The 19,581-nt window shown below is 61.2% G+C and carries 15 protein-coding genes; 12 read left to right on the top strand and 3 right to left on the bottom strand.

What is annotated here, in order from left to right; genetic code table 11:
• Positions 1-5: 5 nt before the first annotated feature.
• Positions 6-1,250, bottom strand: coding sequence for a sarcosine oxidase subunit beta family protein (locus tag K0M74_RS04970; protein ID WP_293968700.1), 1,245 nt, complete (start codon positions 1,248-1,250; stop codon positions 6-8).
• Positions 1,251-1,339: 89 nt separating this feature from the next.
• On the bottom strand, positions 1,340-2,488 hold the full coding sequence (locus K0M74_RS04965) for an MFS transporter (protein ID WP_293968698.1): 1,149 nt from the start codon (positions 2,486-2,488) through the stop codon (positions 1,340-1,342).
• Positions 2,489-2,658: 170 nt separating this feature from the next.
• Between K0M74_RS04965 and K0M74_RS04960 the strand changes: the two genes are divergently transcribed.
• From K0M74_RS04960 to K0M74_RS04905, 12 genes are all read left to right on the top strand, one after another.
• Positions 2,659-3,291, top strand: a complete 633-nt coding sequence (locus K0M74_RS04960) for a TetR/AcrR family transcriptional regulator (RefSeq protein ID WP_293968696.1) — start codon at positions 2,659-2,661, stop codon at positions 3,289-3,291.
• 255 nt (positions 3,292-3,546) lie between these two features.
• Positions 3,547-4,524 carry a prolyl aminopeptidase gene (gene pip / locus K0M74_RS04955; protein WP_293968694.1) on the top strand — a complete coding sequence of 326 codons (978 nt, stop codon included), beginning with the start codon at positions 3,547-3,549 and terminating at the stop codon, positions 4,522-4,524.
• A gap of 4 nt (positions 4,525-4,528) precedes the next feature.
• Positions 4,529-5,917 carry a peptide MFS transporter gene (locus tag K0M74_RS04950; protein ID WP_293968692.1) on the top strand — a complete coding sequence of 463 codons (1,389 nt, stop codon included), beginning with the start codon at positions 4,529-4,531 and terminating at the stop codon, positions 5,915-5,917.
• Positions 5,918-5,999: 82 nt separating this feature from the next.
• Positions 6,000-6,317: a hypothetical protein gene (locus K0M74_RS04945; protein WP_293968690.1), complete on the top strand. Its 318-nt coding sequence runs from the start codon at positions 6,000-6,002 to the stop codon at positions 6,315-6,317.
• Positions 6,318-6,393: 76 nt separating this feature from the next.
• Positions 6,394-8,745 carry a TonB-dependent receptor gene (locus tag K0M74_RS04940; protein WP_293968688.1) on the top strand — a complete coding sequence of 784 codons (2,352 nt, stop codon included), beginning with the start codon at positions 6,394-6,396 and terminating at the stop codon, positions 8,743-8,745.
• 71 nt (positions 8,746-8,816) lie between these two features.
• On the top strand, positions 8,817-11,243 hold the full coding sequence (locus K0M74_RS04935; RefSeq protein WP_293968686.1) for a DPP IV N-terminal domain-containing protein: 2,427 nt from the start codon (positions 8,817-8,819) through the stop codon (positions 11,241-11,243).
• A 25-nt stretch (positions 11,244-11,268) separates the two neighbouring features.
• A complete protein-coding gene (locus K0M74_RS04930) occupies positions 11,269-12,399 on the top strand; it encodes a membrane dipeptidase (RefSeq protein WP_293968684.1) in 1,131 nt (376 codons plus the stop codon).
• 17 nt (positions 12,400-12,416) lie between these two features.
• Positions 12,417-12,926, top strand: coding sequence for an Lrp/AsnC family transcriptional regulator (locus K0M74_RS04925; protein WP_293968682.1), 510 nt, complete (start codon positions 12,417-12,419; stop codon positions 12,924-12,926).
• Positions 12,927-13,130: 204 nt separating this feature from the next.
• Positions 13,131-14,147 carry a DUF1611 domain-containing protein gene (locus K0M74_RS04920; RefSeq protein ID WP_293968680.1) on the top strand — a complete coding sequence of 339 codons (1,017 nt, stop codon included), beginning with the start codon at positions 13,131-13,133 and terminating at the stop codon, positions 14,145-14,147.
• Positions 14,148-14,249: 102 nt separating this feature from the next.
• Positions 14,250-15,248 carry a dipeptide epimerase gene (locus K0M74_RS04915; RefSeq protein ID WP_293968678.1) on the top strand — a complete coding sequence of 333 codons (999 nt, stop codon included), beginning with the start codon at positions 14,250-14,252 and terminating at the stop codon, positions 15,246-15,248.
• The gene (locus K0M74_RS04910; RefSeq protein ID WP_293968676.1) at positions 15,236-16,903 is read left to right on the top strand and encodes an amidohydrolase family protein; all 1,668 of its coding nucleotides are present in this window, start codon (positions 15,236-15,238) and stop codon (positions 16,901-16,903) included. The genes K0M74_RS04915 and K0M74_RS04910 overlap by 13 nt, the downstream gene beginning before the upstream one ends.
• Positions 16,900-17,451, top strand: a complete 552-nt coding sequence (locus tag K0M74_RS04905; protein ID WP_293968674.1) for an Lrp/AsnC family transcriptional regulator — start codon at positions 16,900-16,902, stop codon at positions 17,449-17,451. Before K0M74_RS04910 ends, K0M74_RS04905 begins: the two co-directional genes overlap by 4 nt.
• Positions 17,452-17,848: 397 nt before the next feature.
• On the opposite strand, the gene guaA is transcribed toward K0M74_RS04905, so the two are convergent.
• The gene (guaA, locus tag K0M74_RS04900; protein ID WP_293968672.1) at positions 17,849-19,450 is read right to left on the bottom strand and encodes a glutamine-hydrolyzing GMP synthase; all 1,602 of its coding nucleotides are present in this window, start codon (positions 19,448-19,450) and stop codon (positions 17,849-17,851) included.
• Positions 19,451-19,581: the final 131 nt, after the last annotated feature.

Below are 19,581 nucleotides of genomic sequence, written 5' to 3'. Positions count from 1 at the left end.
AAACCTCAATGGGCGATGCCGGATGCAGCGGCTTCGTCGATCAGCGCGCCGGTCCGGAAACGATCGAGCGAGAAAGCGGCGGCAAGCGGATGCGCCTCGCCCGTCGCCATGTGGTGGGCGAGGCAAAAGCCGCCGCCGGGTATCGCCTTGAAGCCGCCGGTTCCCCAGCCGCAATTGAGATAGAGGCCTTTCACCGGGCTTTCGCCAAGGATCGGCGTCGAATCCGCCACTACATCAACGATGCCCGCCCACTGCCGCAACAGGCGAACGCGTGAGAATTGCGGGAACAGGTCGATCAGACCCGCGGCGGTATGTTCAAGCACAGGCAGGCTGCCGCGTTGCGCGTAGGAGGGGAACAGGTCGAGCCCGCTACCGATCACCAGTTCGCCCTTGTCCGACTGGCTGAGGTAGGTGCCGGTGGACGGCGCAAGGACGACGGTGTCGAGCACCGGTTTGAGCGGTTCGGACACAAACGCCTGTAGTGCATAAGATATGATAGGCAGGCGAAAGCCCGCCCGTTCGGCCATCACGCTGCTGTGTCCGGCGACCGCCATGCCGACGCATTCGGACGCCATGTCGCCATGCGTCGTTTGCACGCCGACGATATGGCCGTCGCGAATGTCGAACCCGGTGACATCGCAATTCTGGATAATGTCGACGCCCAGGCGGTCCGCGGCGCGCGCATAACCCCAGGCGACGGCATCGTGGCGCGCCGTGCCGCCGCGCGGCTGGAGCAGGCCGGCAAAGATCGGAAAACGCGGTAATGGGTTGAGGCCCGGAATGCGCCGCTGCACCTCATCGGCCTCATGATATTCGGCATCGACGCCGTTGAGACGCATGGCGTTTACCGAACGGCGCAGCATTTCGACACCATGCCGATCATGCGCAAAGCTCCACATCCCGCGCTGCGAAAACATGATGTTGTAATTGAGCTCGCGCGACAGCCCTTCGTAGAGCGTCAGCGAAAAATCATAGAAGCGTGAGCTTTCGGGATAGAAATAGTTTGAGCGGATGACGGTCGTGTTCCGGCCCGTATTGCCGCCGCCGATCCACCCACGCTCCAGCACCGCAATGTCGCGGATGCCATGTGTTCTGGCGAGATAATAGGCTGTCGCCAGCCCGTGTCCGCCGCCGCCGATGATGATCGCTTGATAGCGTTTGCGGGGTGCTGCGTCCCGCCAAGCGGGATCCCATGTTCGCTGACCTGCAAAACCGGCGCGCACGAGCGACCACGCTGAATATCGTGTCACCGGTGCTGCTCCCCCGTTTGTTACAACCTTTGCGGAGAGCATAAATACATTACTGTATTTATGCAATGGCCTGATCGCAGAATTTGCGATCAGGCGGGGGCAGGGGGCGTGACGGCCAGGCGCCGCGCGACAAGCGGCATGCATAAAGGAATGGTGAGAACGCAGCTGAGAAAGCCGAGAATACCAAGCATCGAATAGGAACCAAGGTCCGTGACGATGCCGCCGATCGGGGCACCGATCGCGAACGCAAAACGCTCGCAGCCCCCGCCCAATGTCCCGGTGCGGCCCGAGGGATCGATCGACGCGGCGACTCCCAGAAACACCGAATATTGGTACATGTAAAAGATCCAGTAGGTAAGGACGCCGAGCGCGAACATCACCGTCCCCGTCGCAAAGCCGAGCATCAGGCAGGATATGCCGGTGCCAACCAGCCCGATCACCATCGACAGGATGCGCGGCGACCGGCCGCCAAACCATGCTGCAACGCCAGTTCCCAATATGCCGCAAAGCGCGCTCAGCGACAGGATCGTCGCGGTCGTTTCGGGCGCAATCGCCAACCCCTTGGCGATCCGTTCGGCAAAACTCCACAGCGCGCCTGTCCCCAGCGAATATCCTGCCCACATCAGCATGAGCGCCAGGACCGCCGGCTGACGAAGCAGGCTTCCAGCATCCATCGTGGGCAGGCTGGCGCGCGCCTTGAATGCGAGCATCACCGGCATGGTGACAAGGATCGCGATCGCAACGGCAAGAAAGGCGCCCATTGTACCGAGATAAATGCTTGCCATCGGCATGATGAACATCAGGGCAACGACATAGGCGACCGCGCCGCCATTGCCGATGGCATAGACGCGGTCGGGATTGGCCGCGGTCGAACCGCCGGTAATCGTCGCTGCGAAGACCAGGCCATAGCCGGTTCCGGCCAGCGCAGCGAACAGCAGCAGCAGCGTGAAGGATCCCGGTACCATGTACATCAGCACATGCGCGCCGATCGTCAAAACCGCGCCTGCCATCGCAACGGTCACTGACCGGGCGCGATGAATGAACGGGGCGAGCAGGATCATCGACAGGGCGAGGGCGCCGATCTGGAAGAATCCGAAAAGCCCGGCTTCACGCCCATTCAGGCCCATGTCCATAAGCGCGCCGACCTGGAACGGCATCGTCGAAGTGCCGATGTGCGCGATGCCATTGCCGATCACGACTGCTGCGATCAATGCAAGGCTATCCGACCTGCGTGCCATCATCTTTTCCCTTCAGACCGCGCGCTGGCGTAGCCGTGCCTTGCGCTGGCTGCGCTAGGAATACATCTATGTATTGACATGTCCAGCCCCTCGCAACAAGCCATCGACGGCAATTTCGGTAGGCGGGCAAATGATTGACCGCACCCATATTTATCCGGCAATGAGGCACTATGACCGAGAAAAAATCGACACCGGCAAAAACCGGCGCGGGGACGGGGAAGACAGGGCGCACCTGGCGTCGAACGCCGCCGCCCGAGCATACGCCCTCGACGCAGGAATGGGTCGATACGGCGCGGCAGACGCTCATCGATGAGGGTATCGTCGGTGTCAAGATCGACCGGCTCGCCAAAATCGCCGGGGTCACGCGGGGTGGATTCTACTGGCGGTTCAAGAACCACACCGAACTTCTCGACAAGCTGCTCGAAGACTGGCGCTCGTCCAACACGCAGCCCATGCTCGACGTGCTCGCTACGCCGGGGACCGTGAACGAACGGCTGTCGCGACTGGCCAATCTTTATATTTCAGAGCAGGGCTTCAGTCCGGCCTATGACCGGGCGGTGCGCGCATGGGCCAATTTGGCCGCGGACGTCGAAGCCGTAGTGCAGGAGGTCGACGCGATCCGCATCGAGGCCATTCGTAAGGTGTTTGTCGAAGGTGGGTATGACGAAGATGATTCGATGATCCGGGCCCGCATCGTCTATTTCCACCAAGTCGGATATTATGCGACCGGGCTCCAGGAATCGCACGAGCAGCGGCAGGCGCTCGTCCGCAGCTATGTAAGGGTTCTGACCGGGCGCGATTGAGTCGAAGTTCGGCACCGGCCCTTTCCATTCGCTGGATTTCTTCGTCCGAGGCGATCTATCGTTCCCAATCACCGGCGATGCGTGCGTGGGGGCCGATCGGCGCTGCGCATCAACATCTTGGCCTTGACAGTCCCAAACATAACATCGATACAAAATACACATCTGTATTGTAAGATTCAGATAGGACAGCGGGGAGGCGCCGACCGTGGCCTGCTCGCATATTGGTTCCGAGTTTCGTGTTGAGGGCTGGTGGATATGACCGAGTTGCGCACTTTATACCCGCCGGTCGAGCCTTATGAGACCGGCCTGCTCGACGTCGGCGATGGTCACCATGTCTATTATGAGCGCGTGGGCACCCCCGGCGGCAAGCCAGCGGTGTTCCTGCATGGCGGCCCGGGCGGCGGTATCGCGCCATCGCATCGCCGTCTGTTCGACCCGCGCCGCTATGACGTCCTGCTGTTCGATCAGCGTGGTTGCGGCCAGTCGACCCCACACGCCAGCATCGACGCCAATACGACCTGGCATCTCGTCGCCGACATCGAGCGATTACGCCAACTCTTCGGCGTCGAAAAATGGCTGGTATTTGGCGGATCGTGGGGATCGACGCTCGGCCTCGCCTATGCCGAAATGTATCCGCAGCGCGTCAGCGAACTGATCCTGCGCGGCATTTTCACCGTGACGCGAGCGGAGATCGACTGGTTCTACCGGCTCGGCGTTTCAGAGGTTTTTCCGGACAAATGGGCGATGCTTCAGGCTCCGATTCCGGAAGCGGAGCGCGGCGATATTGTCGCAGCCTATCGTCGTCGGCTGACCGGCACCGACCCGATTGTGCAGGTCGAAGCGGCGAAGGCCTGGACGCGATGGGAGTGCGAGACATCGACATTACTCCCCGATGCCGCGCTCGCGGAGCTGTGGCGTGATGACCGCTATGCGCTGGCGTTTGCGCGGCTGGAGAATCACTTTTTCACGCATGAAGCTTGGCTGGAAGACGGGCAATTGTTGCGCGACGCGCATCAGCTGCGCGGAATTCCGGGCGTGATCGTCCACGGACGCTACGACCTGCCATGTCCGGCCAAATACGCTTTTGCGCTGCACAAGGCCTGGCCCGAGGCCGACTTTCATCTCATCGACGGCGCCGGTCACGCCTATTCGGAACCCGGCATTCTCGATCAGCTGATCCGGGCGACCGACCGCTTCGCTGAACAGGCGCCGCCCGTTCGGATGGATGTCTAAAAGGGTGGCCGTCGCGTCAGTTCTCCCGCTCGCGGCGGGCGACCCCGTCGACCAAGGCTTTTGGGGTCATCCCAAGGGACTGGCCTATCTGGCTTTCACCGAGGCTTGGGAGCGCTTTTCCTTCTACGGCATGTCGGCACTGCTGCTGCTCTATATGATCCAGCATTTGTTGGCCCCGGGCGTGGCGGACAGTGTCCTTGGTTTTGCTGGCGTCCGATCGGCGATTGAGACACTGACCGGACCGCTATCGAACCAGGCTTTCGCCAGCCAGATGTTCAGTCTCTATACCGGGCTGGTCTATTTCACGCCGATTTTCGGAGGGTTGCTGGCGGACCGTCTGCTCGGACAGCGCCGCACGGTGGTGCTCGGCGCATTGCTGATGACGGCCGGCCATGTTCTGATGGCGTATGAAGCGAGCTTTCTGATCGCGCTGTCGCTGCTCATCGCGGGAACGGGGTGCCTGAAGGGCAATATCTCCGTGCAGGTCGGCCAGCTCTATCGGCCCGAGGACGGCGAACGGCGGACGCGCGCCTTTGCGATCTTCTCCGCTGCGATCAATGTGGGTGCGCTGCTTGGCCCGCTGCTGTGCGGCATTCTAGCGCAGGTTCACGGCTGGCATGTTGGCTTCGGAACGGCGGGCGCGCTGATGCTCATCGCGCTGGCTACCTATCTCGGCGGCTGGAAACATCTGCCGCCCGATCGCAAGCGGCAGCGCGGTTCATCTGAAGCGCGAGCGCTGTCCGCCAGCGATTGGCGGAATATCGCGGCGCTGTTGTTCCTCGCCGCGATCAGCATCCTGCCTTGCGCCGCCTATTTCCAGGAAATGAACGCTGGCTTGTTGTTTATCGACGCTTCGGTCGATCGCCAGCTGTTTGGGTGGACGGTTCCCACGGCGTCATTCAACGCGCTCGACGGCCTGTTCTGCATTCTCGCGGTGCCGACCTTGATCGCGCTGTGGCGCTGGCAGGCACGGAGTGGCGGCGCAACGGGTGAAATGACCAAAATCACGATTGGCTACCTGATCATTGCCGGAGCAAATTTGATGATGATCCTGCCCGCCGGCTGGGCCGACCGCGGCGAGGTTGTGGGAGCGATCTGGCCGGTCCTGCTCTACGCCTTTAATGCGTTGGGCTTCACCTTCTATTGGCCGACGCTGCTCGCCCTATTCTCGCGCGCCGCCCCGACGCAGGTCAATTCGACGATGATGGGTGCGGTCTTCCTGTCCGTGTTTCTGGGCAATCTTCTGGTTGGCAGCTTTGCCACATTGTGGGAGTCGATCAGTCATGTCGGCTTCTTCGCGCTGCACGCGGCGTTCGCCTTTGCCGCTTTTGTTATCATGCTGTTTGTTGCACCGGCTTTGAGCCGACAGCTTCTCGCTCATCAGTCGGCCTGATTTTCTTGTCTGCCCTTTCGCCGTCCGGATTCGCTGCGCGCAATCCGGCGCGGTCTTTGGCCGCGGATGCGGGCAGCGTCCGATGGAAACGCGCGCGAAAAACCACCAAAAATGCGAAAAAGACCGTGACAGTTTATTGACAATACATCGATGTATTGTACAACGGTATGGGTTCGGGTTTGAGGGGATTCGAAAGAGGCGGGCTGTCCGCCCGCACTTTGATCTCCTCGACAATTCGCTCGGATACGCACGGGTTCAGGAGGAAGTTTTCGGGGCATGCTTTGCCGATTGTCTTGCAGGTATTCGCGCCCCGGTCGTCGTCATTCGCATCGCCTTGTTCCGCACAGCGCTAGCCGCTGCATTTGGAACCATCGCATTGTTACAAAAGAATAATATTTGATCCAGTCCAGTTAGAGGAGGGTTATGTGTCACTGAGGGGGATAACGGCAACATTGGTTGCGAGCGCGTCGACGCTCATGTTCAGCGCAGGCGCTTCGGCACAAGAACCGGGCGTCGAGGCGAGCAATGCGGATGAAATCGTCGTCACGGCGCGCTTTCGCGAGGAGTCGATCCAGGATATCGGCGGCAGCATTGCCGCGCTCGATGGCGCCGAGCTTCAGCGCTCGGGCATTGTCGATTTCGAAGATCTGGCGAACCGCGTGGCGGGCGTCGAATTGCTCGATCGCGGCCCCAACACGAATGAAATTAACATTCGTGGCGTGACCAATAGCACGCAGGTTTCGGGAAACGCGCTGCAGCCGCTCGTCTCGATCCTTGTCGATGATATTTCGGTGGCGTCGTCATCGGCGTCGCAGCGCGACTTCAACTTTTTCGACTTCGACCGAGTGGAAGTCCTGCGCGGCCCGCAGCCCACCTATTTCGGCGAAGGCGCGATGGGCGGCGTGATCCGCTATTTCTCCGCCGACCCCGATCTCGACAGCGGCAAAACCTTTGACGGAACGTCGAGTGGCGGCGTCAGCTCGACCAACAACGGCGGCGTCAATTATCGCGTTGAAAATGCCACGAGCCTGATCCTTGTACCTGAAAAACTGGGCATTCGGATCGTTGGGTTCTATCGCAAGGACGATGGCTACATCGACAACCTCGGCCTCAACAAAAACAATATGAACGATTTTGAATCGTTCGGTGGCCGCGCGATCATCGTGGCGCGCCCGACGGAAAATCTGACCCTGCGTCTCGCGGCGCATGTGGGACGCGACGATATCGGCGAGCTAAATTTTATCGAACCGACAACAATCGGCGCCAGCGTCGGCACCGAAGACCTCATCGCGCCTTCGTTGAGCCTGATCGACGGTCTGAACCAGGATGACTTCGAACTCTACAGCGGCAAGATTTCGTACAATTCGGGGCCGATCACGATCGAGTCAATCACCGGCCTTTATAAGCGTCGGCGCGAAGCGGAGACGTTCAGCTCGGCCTACACCTACGGGTTCGAGGGCTTCTTTAACGCATTCCCGCCGTTCAACACCGCAAGCAACCTTTTGTCGTCGGACCTGACCGCAATCGCGCAAACCCGTGGTAACGAGCGAAGCGTGTCGCAGGAGTTCCGCTTTGTATCGGACTATGATTCGCCGCTGAATGTTGTCGCGGGGGCGTTTTTCCAGGACACGAAGGCGACCTCGACCGCGCTGGTCACCGGTGATGGCTATGCCAATATCACCGATACGGGATCGACCGAGATCGAGCGCAGCACGACGCGCGTCGATACGCGCCAGTTCTCTGGTTTCGTGGAGCTGAGCTACGATGTTTCGGACCGGCTGCGGCTTTTTGCCGGCGCCCGCTACGTCAACGAAAAGGTGAAATCGACGCTGGTCGAATCCTTTGTCATCGGCATCTTCTCACCGATCTTCACCGACCCCAGCGACATTTTTGCGCCGATCTATTTCCCGGTGCCGAACGACGTCGAGGCGCTGACCGCCCCGGGCGGTCCGGGGACGAGTTTCGATTTCAAGCTCAACACTTTTCTGCCGCGCGTGGCGTTCGAATATGACATCACTCGCGACGTGATGCTGTACGGCACGCTGGCGCGCGGCGTGCGCAACGGCGGGCTGAACAGCCCGTTCTCGGCGCTCGGCTTCGGCCCTGTCGGCTCGCCCGAGTTTGAGGACGCGCTAACCTATGGGTCGGATGACATCGTCACGGGTGAAATCGGGGTCAAGTCGCGCTGGATGGACGGCGACCTGACATTCAATATTGCGGGCTTCTATTCGGATTTCGACAATCCGCAGATCGGGATCAGCAATCCCGGCGCACTGACCGCCAATGGGCCGCAGCTGCGCATCTATGGGTTGGAAGTCGAAAGCGTTTACAAGGCCAGCAGCAATGTGTCGCTGTTCTTCAGCGGGAATCTGACCGAGGCCGAATATACCAAGGGGATGTCGGTGTTTGCCGTTGCTGGCGCGCCTGCCGACTATCAGGATCTCGCCAAGGGCAACCGTCCGCCCAACGTCCCGAGCCTGTCCTTCTCCACCGGTGCGGACCTTCGCTACCCGCTGGACAGCGACGACCTCGAACTCACCGGGCAGATTGCGTTTCAGTATATCGGTGAGCGCGAAACCTTTCCGCAGAACTTCGCGACCGGCAAATTGGGCAGCATGGAAATGCTCAATCTGCGCGTTGGGTTGGAACGGGAGTGGTGGTCGCTTACCGCCTACATGACCAATGTCCTGAACGATCTGGAATTGCAGGCAACGACCATTCCGACCAGTTCGGCACGGTTGGTCAACGGTGTGCTCGACGGACCGCTCTCCTCGGCGTTCATCAACCGCCCGCGGACAACCGGCCTCACATTGACGGTTCGTTATTAATGATGTCCCAAGTGGCGGCGGTTCGTTCTTCAAACGGATCGCCGCCACCACCTCCAAGCCCAGGAATTTCGATGATCGAGACCTATATTCGGCGAGCATTGGTCACAATATTGTTGGTTCTGGGTACAACATGGGCGACCGTGGTGCCGGTCGGCGCAACCGAACAGGATGCAGCGCTGACGCGCGCCGACGTCGAACGAGCCTCACTCTTCTATCCGGCCAACGTGCGCAAACTCGTGCGCAACGCCGCCCCGGTTCCCAACTGGATCGCGGGCGGCGATCGTTTCTGGTATAGGCACGAATTCGATGGCGGTTTCCGCTTTGTGACCGTGGACGCGGCGACGGGCGATGCCGAGCCGTCGTTCGATCATCAGGCGATGGCGGCGACGCTTTCGCGGGAATTGGACCAAGAGGTCTCACCCAAGCAGCTGCCGTTCGCGTCGATCACCTATTCGCAGGACATGCGGGGCGTTTCCTTCACCAGCGGGGGCAGATTGTTCGAATGCAACCGTGCAGGCACGAGCTGTAAGGGGCGATCCGATCCTGCCTCCGATCCCGCCATTGTCGTTTCGCCGGACGGAAAGAGCGCCCTGCTCACGCGCGACAGCAATTTGTGGCTTCGCGATATGGCGACAGGGGCCGAGCGTCCGCTAACCACCGATGGCACCGCACAATTCCCCTATCAATATACCGCATTCAAGACGACCTATGTCGAGGAACGGCGCGGTCAGGCCAAGCCGACCTATGCCGGTGCGACCTGGTCGCCTGACGGGCGGTATGTGCTGGCCATCCGTACCGACCGTCGCGGCGTGAAGACTGCGCCATATGTGGTCGAATATCTCGCACCCGACTCACCGCGCCCGATCGCGCACCAGATCGCGATGCCGACCCCCGCCGACGCGCCGGAAATCCCTTATGCTCTGGTGCTGATCGACCTGGAGGACGGCGGTGTTGTGCCGGTTGATGGCGGTGCGCTCGGTTTCAACGATTATGCGCCCTATTGGGCGATCGTCGGCGAACCCGGCTGGGACATTGCGGATAGCGAGCTGTACCTTGCGACCTCGACCCGCGATTCGCGCGCGCTCGGGCTTGTCGCGATCGATTTGGACAACGGGACCAGCCGCACGGTGCTCGAAGAGCGCGCCGATCAGTTTCTCAATCTCAACCCCTTCGACTATCACGTCCCCAACGTGCGCCTGCTGGCGGCGCGCGACGAAATCCTGTGGTGGTCGCAGCGCAGCGGCTGGGGCCATCTATATCGTTACGACGCCCCAACAGGGGCGTTGAAGAATGCCGTGACGACAGGCGAGTGGGCGGTGTTCGACATCGTCCGCGTCGATGAAGCGGCGGGATTCGTCTATTTCACGGCAGGCGGGAAAGAGGCGGGGCGCAATCCCTATTACCGGCATCTCTACCGCGTCGCCCTCGACGGCGGCAATCCGACGCTACTGACGCCCGAAGACGCCGATCATTCCTATACGAACTTCCCGGCGCGCGGTCTTAACGGGCATTGGGATACACCGGTCGAACGGTTCTCGCCCAGCGGCCGCTATTTCGTCGATACGCATTCGACGATTGCGAGACCGCCAACAACGGTTGTTCGTGGAGCCGACGGGACGTTGATCGCCAAGATCGTTGATGCCGATGTGAGCGCATTGCTGGCGACCGGCTGGACACCGCCCGAACGGATCGTGGCGAAAAGCGCGGACGGCAAGCACGACATCTACGGCGTCCTCATAAAACCGACGAATTTCGTCGCGGCCAAGCGCTATCCGGTGATCGAGCAAATCTATGCCGGGCCGCAGGTGTCGTTCGCGCCGCAAGGGTTTACCGACGCGCTGGGCGCGCGGGCGGCCTATATGCAGGCGCTGGCCGAACTGGGTTTTGTCATCGTCGTTCAGGACGGGCGCGGGACGCCCCGGCGGTCGCGCGATTTCCACATGGCACCGATGCAGGACGAGGACTCGATCGCGCTTGGCGATCATGTCGCAGGGATCCGCGCCGCCGCAAGCAGCCGTCCCTATATGGATCTTGATCGGGTGGGGATTACCGGCATTTCGTTTGGCGGTTATGCGTCGGCGCGGGCGATGTTTCTCTTCCCGGAATTCTACAAGGCCGCGGTCTCGATTGCCGGGCCGCACGATTATCGCACGATGATTTCATCGATTTCGGTGGAACGCTTCTTCGGTGTGCCGGGAGAGAAGGGCGCCGATGGCGACGCTTATGCGCGGGTCGACAATCTGCATCTCGCGGACCGTCTGAAGGGCAAGCTGATGCTCGTAGCGGGCGACATCGATCAGAATGTGCCGTTCAACCAGACCGTCGCGCTTTCGGACGCGCTGATCAAGGCGGGCAAGGAATTCGATCTGGTGCTGGTTCCCAACGCCGCGCACGATGTCGGCTATCATCCTTATGTCGCGCAGCGGCTGGCGGGATATTTTCTGCGTCATTTGAAAGGGCAGGAGCCGCCTGTACCGTTCGCGCAGACGCTGAAATAGTCTTGGGCTTGGTGGAGATTGATTGATGACGACTGACATGAACCGTCGCGGCCTGATGAAACTTGCTGGCGGCAGCGTATTTGCGGCTGCAGCGGGCCCGGGGGCGACATCGTCTGCCGCAACGGGCGCGCCGCCCGCTACGACACCTCCCGTCACCACGCCGGTCGTTGTGGACGGGTGCAGCCCGTCGGCACCGACCGCCGAATATCTGGCGCTGCTGCGCAAGGGCGGGGTCGACAGCTGGAGCGTCAGCATGTTGCCGACACTGCTTCAGATGTCGGCGCTGCTCGAGTTCGTCGATGATCATTCGAACGATGTGGGCATTGCGAAAAGCGCCGCCGATATTCGGCGCCTGAAGCAGGAAGGCAAGATTTCGCTCACCATCGGCTGGCAGGAAGCCGACCTGTTCGCGATGAAGGGCGAAAGCGATTGGTGGTCGAAACCGCCCAGGACCACGATGCGGCTGTTCTACGAAACCGGACTGCGGGTGGTCGGCCTTGTCTATAACCTCACCAATGCCTTTGCCGGCGGCTGCCTTGACCCGAAGGTTGGTTTGACGAAGGCTGGCCGCGCGGTCGTTGGCGAGATGCAGAACCTTGGCATTTTGGTCGATGTTGGCGGGCATATGGGCGAACAATCGAGCCTCGACGTGATCGCGATGGCTGAGCGCCCGATTGTCTGTACCCATTCAAACGTCGCGGCGCTCAACCCCAATCCGCGCAACACCTCCGACCGGGTCATCGAGGGGATCGCCAAGACTGGCGGCCTGTTCGGCGTCAGCGCGATCGACCCGTTCATGAGCTGGAGCGGCAAGGATGTCGGGAAGCGCCAGCAACCGCTGAAGCGCGCCAATGTCCAGCGCTATGTCGACGAACTCGACTATCTGAAAAGGCTTGTCGGCGTCGATCATATCGGCATCGGCGGCGACTTTACGGTCGGTTCGACCTCATCGATCTACCCCGACGAGTCCTTCGCCTTTCCGGCCGAAATGACCTATGTTCAGGATCCGATCCAATATGCGAACGGCTTTGAAGATATTTCGAAGCTTCCTGCCGTTCGCGCCGAGATGGTACGCCGTGGCTGGCGCAAGGACGAGATCGACAAGGTGATGGGCGAGAATTGGATGCGCGTTTATGCGGCAAGCTTTGGCGGCTAGCGCCGTGCGGCCCGCGCATGACCGGTTCACCTGACACGATCATGTCACGGACGCGCGCGGTCGACAGGCTCGACCTCAAGATCATGGCAGCGCTCGAACGCAACGGGCGGATGACAAAGGCTGAGTTATCGGACGTCGTCGGCCTGTCGGTGACGCCCTGCTCCACGCGCATCGCGAAGCTGGAGGCGGCTGGGTTCATCAAAGGCTATCACGCGGATATCGACCTCGAGCGGATCGGCAATCTCTCCCAATTCACCGTCGTCGTGAGCATCCAGCAATGGACGCCCGAACGCGCACGGCAGTTCGAGGAGCTTGTCGCGGGGATTGCCCAGATAATCGAGTGCGACGCCGTATTCGGCTCGGTCGATTTTGTGATGCGCGTCTATGCGACCGATGCCGATCATTGCCGCGAAGTTATGGAGCCGCTGCTCTCGATCGGGCTCGACACCATCGTATTTCCGGTCTCGCGGACGGTACGGGCGCTCTACGATGTTTCGATAACAGCGCTCGTCGCCAAAAAAATATGACGCGTCGTCGCGCTCCACCGCCAGCCTGCCTCGGTGGACCTTTCAGTATCGCACGAAAGGCGGGCGACAAGAGGAAGCTGCTGTTGTGACCGTCCAATTCAGCCGCAATTCCTGTGCGGTTTATTCTAGCTGCGGTGCGGCAAGAGCGTGTGCCAAGCCGGGCTTCGTGGACGCTCAATTCCAAACTTTCTTGTTGAGGGCGATATGATCGAGCTGCGCAAACCCTATCTCCTGTTCGTCGGGGACATTACCAAAAATCTCCAAGCCAAAACCGCCTTCGGTATTCGCGACTGGTCGCGCGACGCCTGTATCGGTCAGTTTCGCCTCAGCGAGAATGCAGTTGATCTGGGTCTGCCCGATCTTGCGCCCGAAGCGGCTGCGATGCAGGGGGCTGGGTCGCTCGTGATCGGCGTCGCACCGATCGGCGGCCAGATTCCTGCAACTTGGCATTCGGCGTTGCTTGCCGCCGCGCAGGCAGGGCTCGACATTGTGAGCGGCATGCACACATTGCTCGCCGAGGTTCCGCACCTTGCCGAAACCGCGCGAACATCGGGCGCGCGCCTTGTCGATGTTCGCGTGCCGCTGCGGGATATTCCCGTCGCCACGGGCCGAAAGCGGACGGGCAGGCGCTTGCTCACCGTTGGTACCGATTGCGCGCTCGGCAAAAAATACACGGCGCTCGCGCTGACGGCGGCGCTGCGAAGCGCCGGTGCTGACGTCGATTTCCGGCCAACGGGGCAAACGGGCATTATCATCGCGGGTTCGGGCATTCCGATGGATGCAGTCGTTTCCGACTTCATCGCGGGCGCTGCTGAAATGCTTTCGCCCGATGCGCCGGAAAATCATTGGGACGTGATCGAGGGGCAGGGGGCGATCTATCATCCCGCCTTTGCCGGGGTCACTCTCGGCCTGATCCACGGCTCGCAACCAGATGTCCTGGTCCTGTGCCACGAGCCCGGCCGCGACCATTTCCACTCCTTCCCCGATTTTCCTACGCGTTCGATCGGCGAAGTCGCCGGTGCGTGTCTCGACGCCGCGCGCGTGACCAATCCCTCGGCGCGGCTGGGTGCAGTAAGCCTGAATACGTTGCGGCTGGACGACGCGGCATGTGCGCAGGCGCTCGACCGCGCCAGCGAAGCGCTTGGCGTACCCGCCTTCGACCCGATGCGGACGTCGATGGAGAGTGCGGTCGCGTCGATATTGGGTTCTCCCCGTGGATGACCACTTTTTCCGTACGGGGGGCTCCGTACCGATGCGTTTGCCCGCACGCCGCTCGCAGGCAACTGGCCCATTCAACCTGACCAATTTTGAAGGACCATATTGATGTCCGGCATTTCCCTCGACATTGCCGTCGAGACTTTTCCCTTCGCGGCTCCCTTTCGTATTTCGGGCTATGTTTTCGACCATCAGGACGTCGTCGTGGTGACCTTGACTGACGGCGAGTACATCGGCCGCGGCGAAGCTTCGGGCGTCTATTATCTGGGCGAAGATCCGGCCCGCATGATGGCACAGATCGAAGCGCAGCGCGCGCTGATCGGGAGTGGGGTGAGCCGCGAGATGCTGCGCGGCGCGATGCCAGCGGGTGGCGCGCGCAACGCGGTCGATGCCGCGATGTGGGATCTGGAGGCCAAGCGGACGGGGCAGGCGGTCTGGCAACTTGCGGGTCTCGCCCCGCCGAAACCGCTCGCGACCACCTTTACCCTGAGCGCCGACGATCCGGCAGCCATGGCGCGCAGAGCGACCGACTTTGCCGACGTTCCGCACATAAAGATCAAACTGACTGGAGAACTGCCGCTCGACGTTAAGCGGGTTCGCGCGATCCGCGCGGCTCGGCCTGACGCATGGCTGGGCGTCGACGGCAATCAGGGATTCGCCAGAAGAGACCTCATTCCGTTGATCAAGGTGCTGGTCGAGGAAAGGGTGTCGCTGCTCGAACAACCCTCGCGCCGGGGCCGCGAGGCCGATCTTGACGGGCTCAAATGCTCGATGCCAATCGCGGCCGACGAGAGCGTGCTGACCCTCGACGAGATCCCCAGTTTGGTTGGACGGTTTGGTGTCGTCAATATAAAGCTCGACAAATGCGGAGGTCTGACCGAAGCGCTCTTGATGGCCAAGGCGGCGCGTTTGCATGGTCTTGGCGTGATGGTCGGCAATATGGTCGGATCGAGCCTGGCCATGGCGCCGGCGTTCGTGCTCGGGCAGCTTTGCGATATCGTCGATCTCGACGGACCGATTTTCCTAGCGCGTGATCGCACACCGTCAGTCGTTTATTCGCGCGGCCAGGCGACATGTCCGCCCGACCTTTGGGGTTGGCCCGCTTGACGTCCAGGGCGCTTCCTTCGACTGCCCGATGCACGCGCAGGGCAAAGGCGCTATTCGGCGCGCTCAGCGCCCCCCTGCTGTTCGCCGCCGCGCCGGCGCCCGATTTCGACATAGTCATTAAGGGTGGCCGCGTTCTCGATGGTGCCGGCAACCCGTGGGTTTACGCAGATATCGGAATCAAGGATGGCCGGATCGCCAAGATCGGACCTATTGCTGCGACGGGCGCAAAGGACATCGACGCAACCGGAAAATATGTATCCCCTGGCTTCATCGACATGATGGATCAGTCAGGCAGCGTGCTTTTGAAACAGGGCGCGGCCGAAAATAAGCTGCGCATGGGCGTGACGACAATCATCGGCGGCGAAGGCGGGACGCCCGTTTCGGCGCGCGAGATACCGCAATATTTCGACGACCTCGCGGCGCGCGGCATCGCAGTCAATTTTGGCACTTATTACAGCGCGACGCAGGCGCGCGTTCAGGTGATCGGCGACGCTGCGGGCGCGCCAACGCCCGCCCAACTCGAGCAGATGCGCCTGCTGGTCGATACGGCAATGAAGGCGGGGGTGTTCGGGGTCAGCACCGCGTTGATGTACCCGCCCGATTCCTTTCAATCAACCGAAGACCTGATTGCGCTGGCGAAGGTCGCGGCGCGTTGCGGCGGCTTTTATGCAACGCATATGCGCGACGAAAGCGCGCGTCTGTTGGACGGCATCGACGAGGCCATCCGCATCGGCGAGGAAAGCGGCGTAAAGGTCGAGATTTTTCACCTCAAGGCCGCCTATGCCCCCGGCTGGGGCAAGTTGATGCCTGAGGCGATCGCGCGCATCGCGGCAGCGCGCGAACGTGGGATTGATATTGCGGCCGATCTCTACCCCTACACCGCCGCGGGCACGGGGTTAGAGGGCACCGTGCCGGGGCACGTCTTTGCCCAAGGGTTCGATGCCGGCGTCGCGAAGCTTCGCGACCCCGCGCTGCGGGTGCAGCTAAAGCTCGACGCCGCTGCCGGATCGGTACCGGGATGGTCGAGCATGGTCGAGGCCGCGGGCGGCTGGCAGAACATCGTCCTGGCTAATTCATACCATGACGACAACGTGCGGTTTCATGGCCAGAATTTCGTCGAGATCGGCGCCGCGCTGCACAAGCATCCGGCGGATGCGGCGTGGGATATCATGCTCGACGCGTTCCCCAACCGCGCCTTCGCCCTCTATTTCGTTATGGATGAACGCGATATTGAAGCCGTTATCCGGCAGCCTTGGGTCAGCATCGGCAGCGACGCGGCGGCGACCGAGGCATTGGGTGAGCTCGATGGCATGGGGCTGCCGCATCCCCGGTCCTACGGTACCTTCGCGCGCGTGCTCGCCGAATATGTCCGCAGCCGCAAAATATTGTCGTTGGAGGATGCTGTCCGCAAGATGACGTCCTGGCCCGCACAGCGCTTGGGGCTTACGGATCGGGGTGTCTTACGCGAGGGGCTGCGCGCCGACGTGATCGTCTTCGACGCAAAGGAGGTTCAGGATCATGCGAACTGGACGGTGCCGACACGGCCCGCGTCAGGCGTCGACGAGGTGATCGTGAACGGCGTGCTGACACTGGAAAAGGGGCGGCACACCGGCGCGCGCTCGGGAATGGTGCTGCGCCATGGGTGCGAAGGATGATGGGAAACAGCGGCCCGCCATCGCTCGACCGGATCGACCTCGAAATTCTCGCCACGCTGAGAGCGGACGGGCGGACCAGCAAGATCAATCTTGCAGATGCGGTCGGATTGTCGCCGACCCCATGCGCCATGCGAATCGAGAGACTGGAGGCCGCCGGGTTCATCCGCGGTTATCACGCCGATCTGGACCTGGAGCGGCTAGGCAATCTCAGCCAGTTCGTCGTCATGGTCAGCATCAAGGATATTACGCCGCATAAGTCCGGGCAGTTTGAAGCTATTGTGAGCAGGAGCATGAACATTGTCGCGTGTGACGCAGTGTCCGGAGCGGTCGATTATGTGATGCGGATATTGGCGCGGAACGTGCGGCACTACCACGAGATCATGGAACCCTTTCTTGCAATGGAACTCGACTATACGACCTATCCGATCTCGAAAAATGTCAATGACCGCGCCGAGTTCGACCTTGAGCGGGTGCTTGTGTCGAACATTTTACTAAATGGCAGATGCTGGGTGCGACAAGCCAGATCGGCTGAGCCCAGATCGTTCTAATGAATAGAACGACAGCTACTGCCTATCCGGGTCGGAAGGCGGCTTGACTGAAGTCGACTAATGGCCGTCAATATTCAACATGCCACGAAACCGGAACTTCCCGGCAGCGATTGCCGAAAGAAATCATTTTATCAGACGCTTGGGGTCAATAAAACCGGGGGGAGACCGACAAACGGGGGGAGACCGCTCTGCCCGATCCGACATTTTGATGAAAAATCGGCCCCAAAAATACCGTCAGAAATACCGCCAAATTGTATCGCTATGCACCAACCATTTGCTGCGAAGGCGTCTGAATTCAGCGAAATACGGTTCGTTGACAACGGAGAATATATGGTACACGCTAGGGTAAATAAATATCTGTAAATCAAAGATAATTCATTAAATGCCCACGTCTTTTTCATTCCCACTCGATCGTCCCAGGCGGTTTCGAGGTATAGTCATACACCACACGGTTGATGCCCTGCACCTCGTTGATGATGCGCGTCGCGCAGCGGCTGAGGAAAGCGGCGTCGAAGGGATAAATGTCGGCGGTCATGCCGTCGGTCGAGGTGACGGCGCGCAGCGCACAGACGAAATCATAGGTGCGGCCATCGCCCATCACGCCGACGGTCTTGACGGGGAGCAGCACCGCGAACGCCTGCCAGATCGCGTCGTACAGTCCCGCGTTGCGGATCTCGTCGAGATACACCGCGTCGGCCTTGCGCAGGATATCGCAGCGGTCTTTCGACACTTCGCCGGGGATACGGATCGCGAGGCCGGGGCCGGGGAAGGGGTGGCGGCCGACGAAGATGTCGGGGAGGCCGAGTTCCTTGCCGAGCAGGCGGACCTCGTCCTTGAACAATTCGCGCAAGGGTTCGACCAGCGCCATTTTCATGCGCGCGGGCAGGCCGCCGACATTGTGGTGGCTTTTGATCGTGACGCTCGGCCCACCGGTGAACGACACCGATTCGATGACATCGGGATAGAGCGTGCCTTGGGCGAGGAAGTCGGCGCCGCCCAGCTTCTGGGCTTCCTCGTCGAACACGTTGATGAATTCGCCGCCGATGAACTTGCGCTTCGCCTCGGGGTCGGTGACCCCCGCGAGGCCCGCCATAAAGCGTTCCTCCGCATCCACGACCACCAGCGGAATGTTGTAATGGTCGCGGAACAGACGTTCGACCTGTTCGCGCTCGTTCATGCGGAGCAGGCCGTGATCGACGAAGACGCAGGTCAGCTGTTCGCCGATCGCCTCGTGGATCAGCACCGCGGCGACCGCGCTGTCGACCCCGCCCGATAGCCCGCACAGCACGCGCTTGTCGCCGACCTGCGCGCGGATCTCGGCGATCTTGGTTGCGCGAAATTCGGCCATCGTCCAGTCGCCACTGCACCCGCAGACATGGCGAACAAAGTTGGCGATCAGCTTGGCGCCGTCGGGGGTATGCACTACTTCAGGGTGGAATTGCGTGCCGTAATAGCGGCGTTCGTCGTCGGCGATCAGTGCAAAGGGTGCGCCGTCGCTGACCGCGACGATGCGGAAACCGGGGGCAAATTCGGTGACCTTGTCGCCGTGGCTCATCCAAACCTGATGGCGCTCGCCCACGTCCCACAACCCGTCGAACAACACGCAGGGTTCGGTGACGGTCAGGAAGGCGCGGCCGAATTCGCCGTCGCGCTCGCCATCGGCGCCGCCGGGTTCGACGCGGCCGCCAAGCTGCTGGCTCATCACCTGCTGCCCATAACAGATGCCCAGGACCGGCAGTCCGCTGTCGAACACCGATTGCGGCGCGCGCGGACTGCCGTCGGCGGGGACCGAGGCGGGCGAACCGGAAAGGATGATCCCCATGGGCTGCATGCGCTCGAGCGCGGCTGCGGCCTGCGTGAAGGGGACAATCTCGCTATAGACACCCGCTTCACGGACGCGGCGGGCGATGAGCTGGGTTACCTGGCTGCCGAAATCGATGATGAGGATCGATTCCCCAATATCGAGCTTTGGCGCGGCGGATGTGTCTGGAGTCGGCATGGCTGGCCGATAAGGGCAGCGCGCCATGCTGTCCAGCGGTGGATATGACCCATGGTGGAACTCGGATGGCCTCGACACATTGTTGCGACAATTGCGACATAAATGAACCGCCGACAAAGACGCGCGTCAGC

It is taken from the genome of Sphingopyxis sp. (genome assembly GCF_019459305.1).
Classification (GTDB): Bacteria; Pseudomonadota; Alphaproteobacteria; order Sphingomonadales; family Sphingomonadaceae; genus Sphingopyxis.
This window is presented reverse-complemented; position numbering and strand designations above follow the sequence as displayed.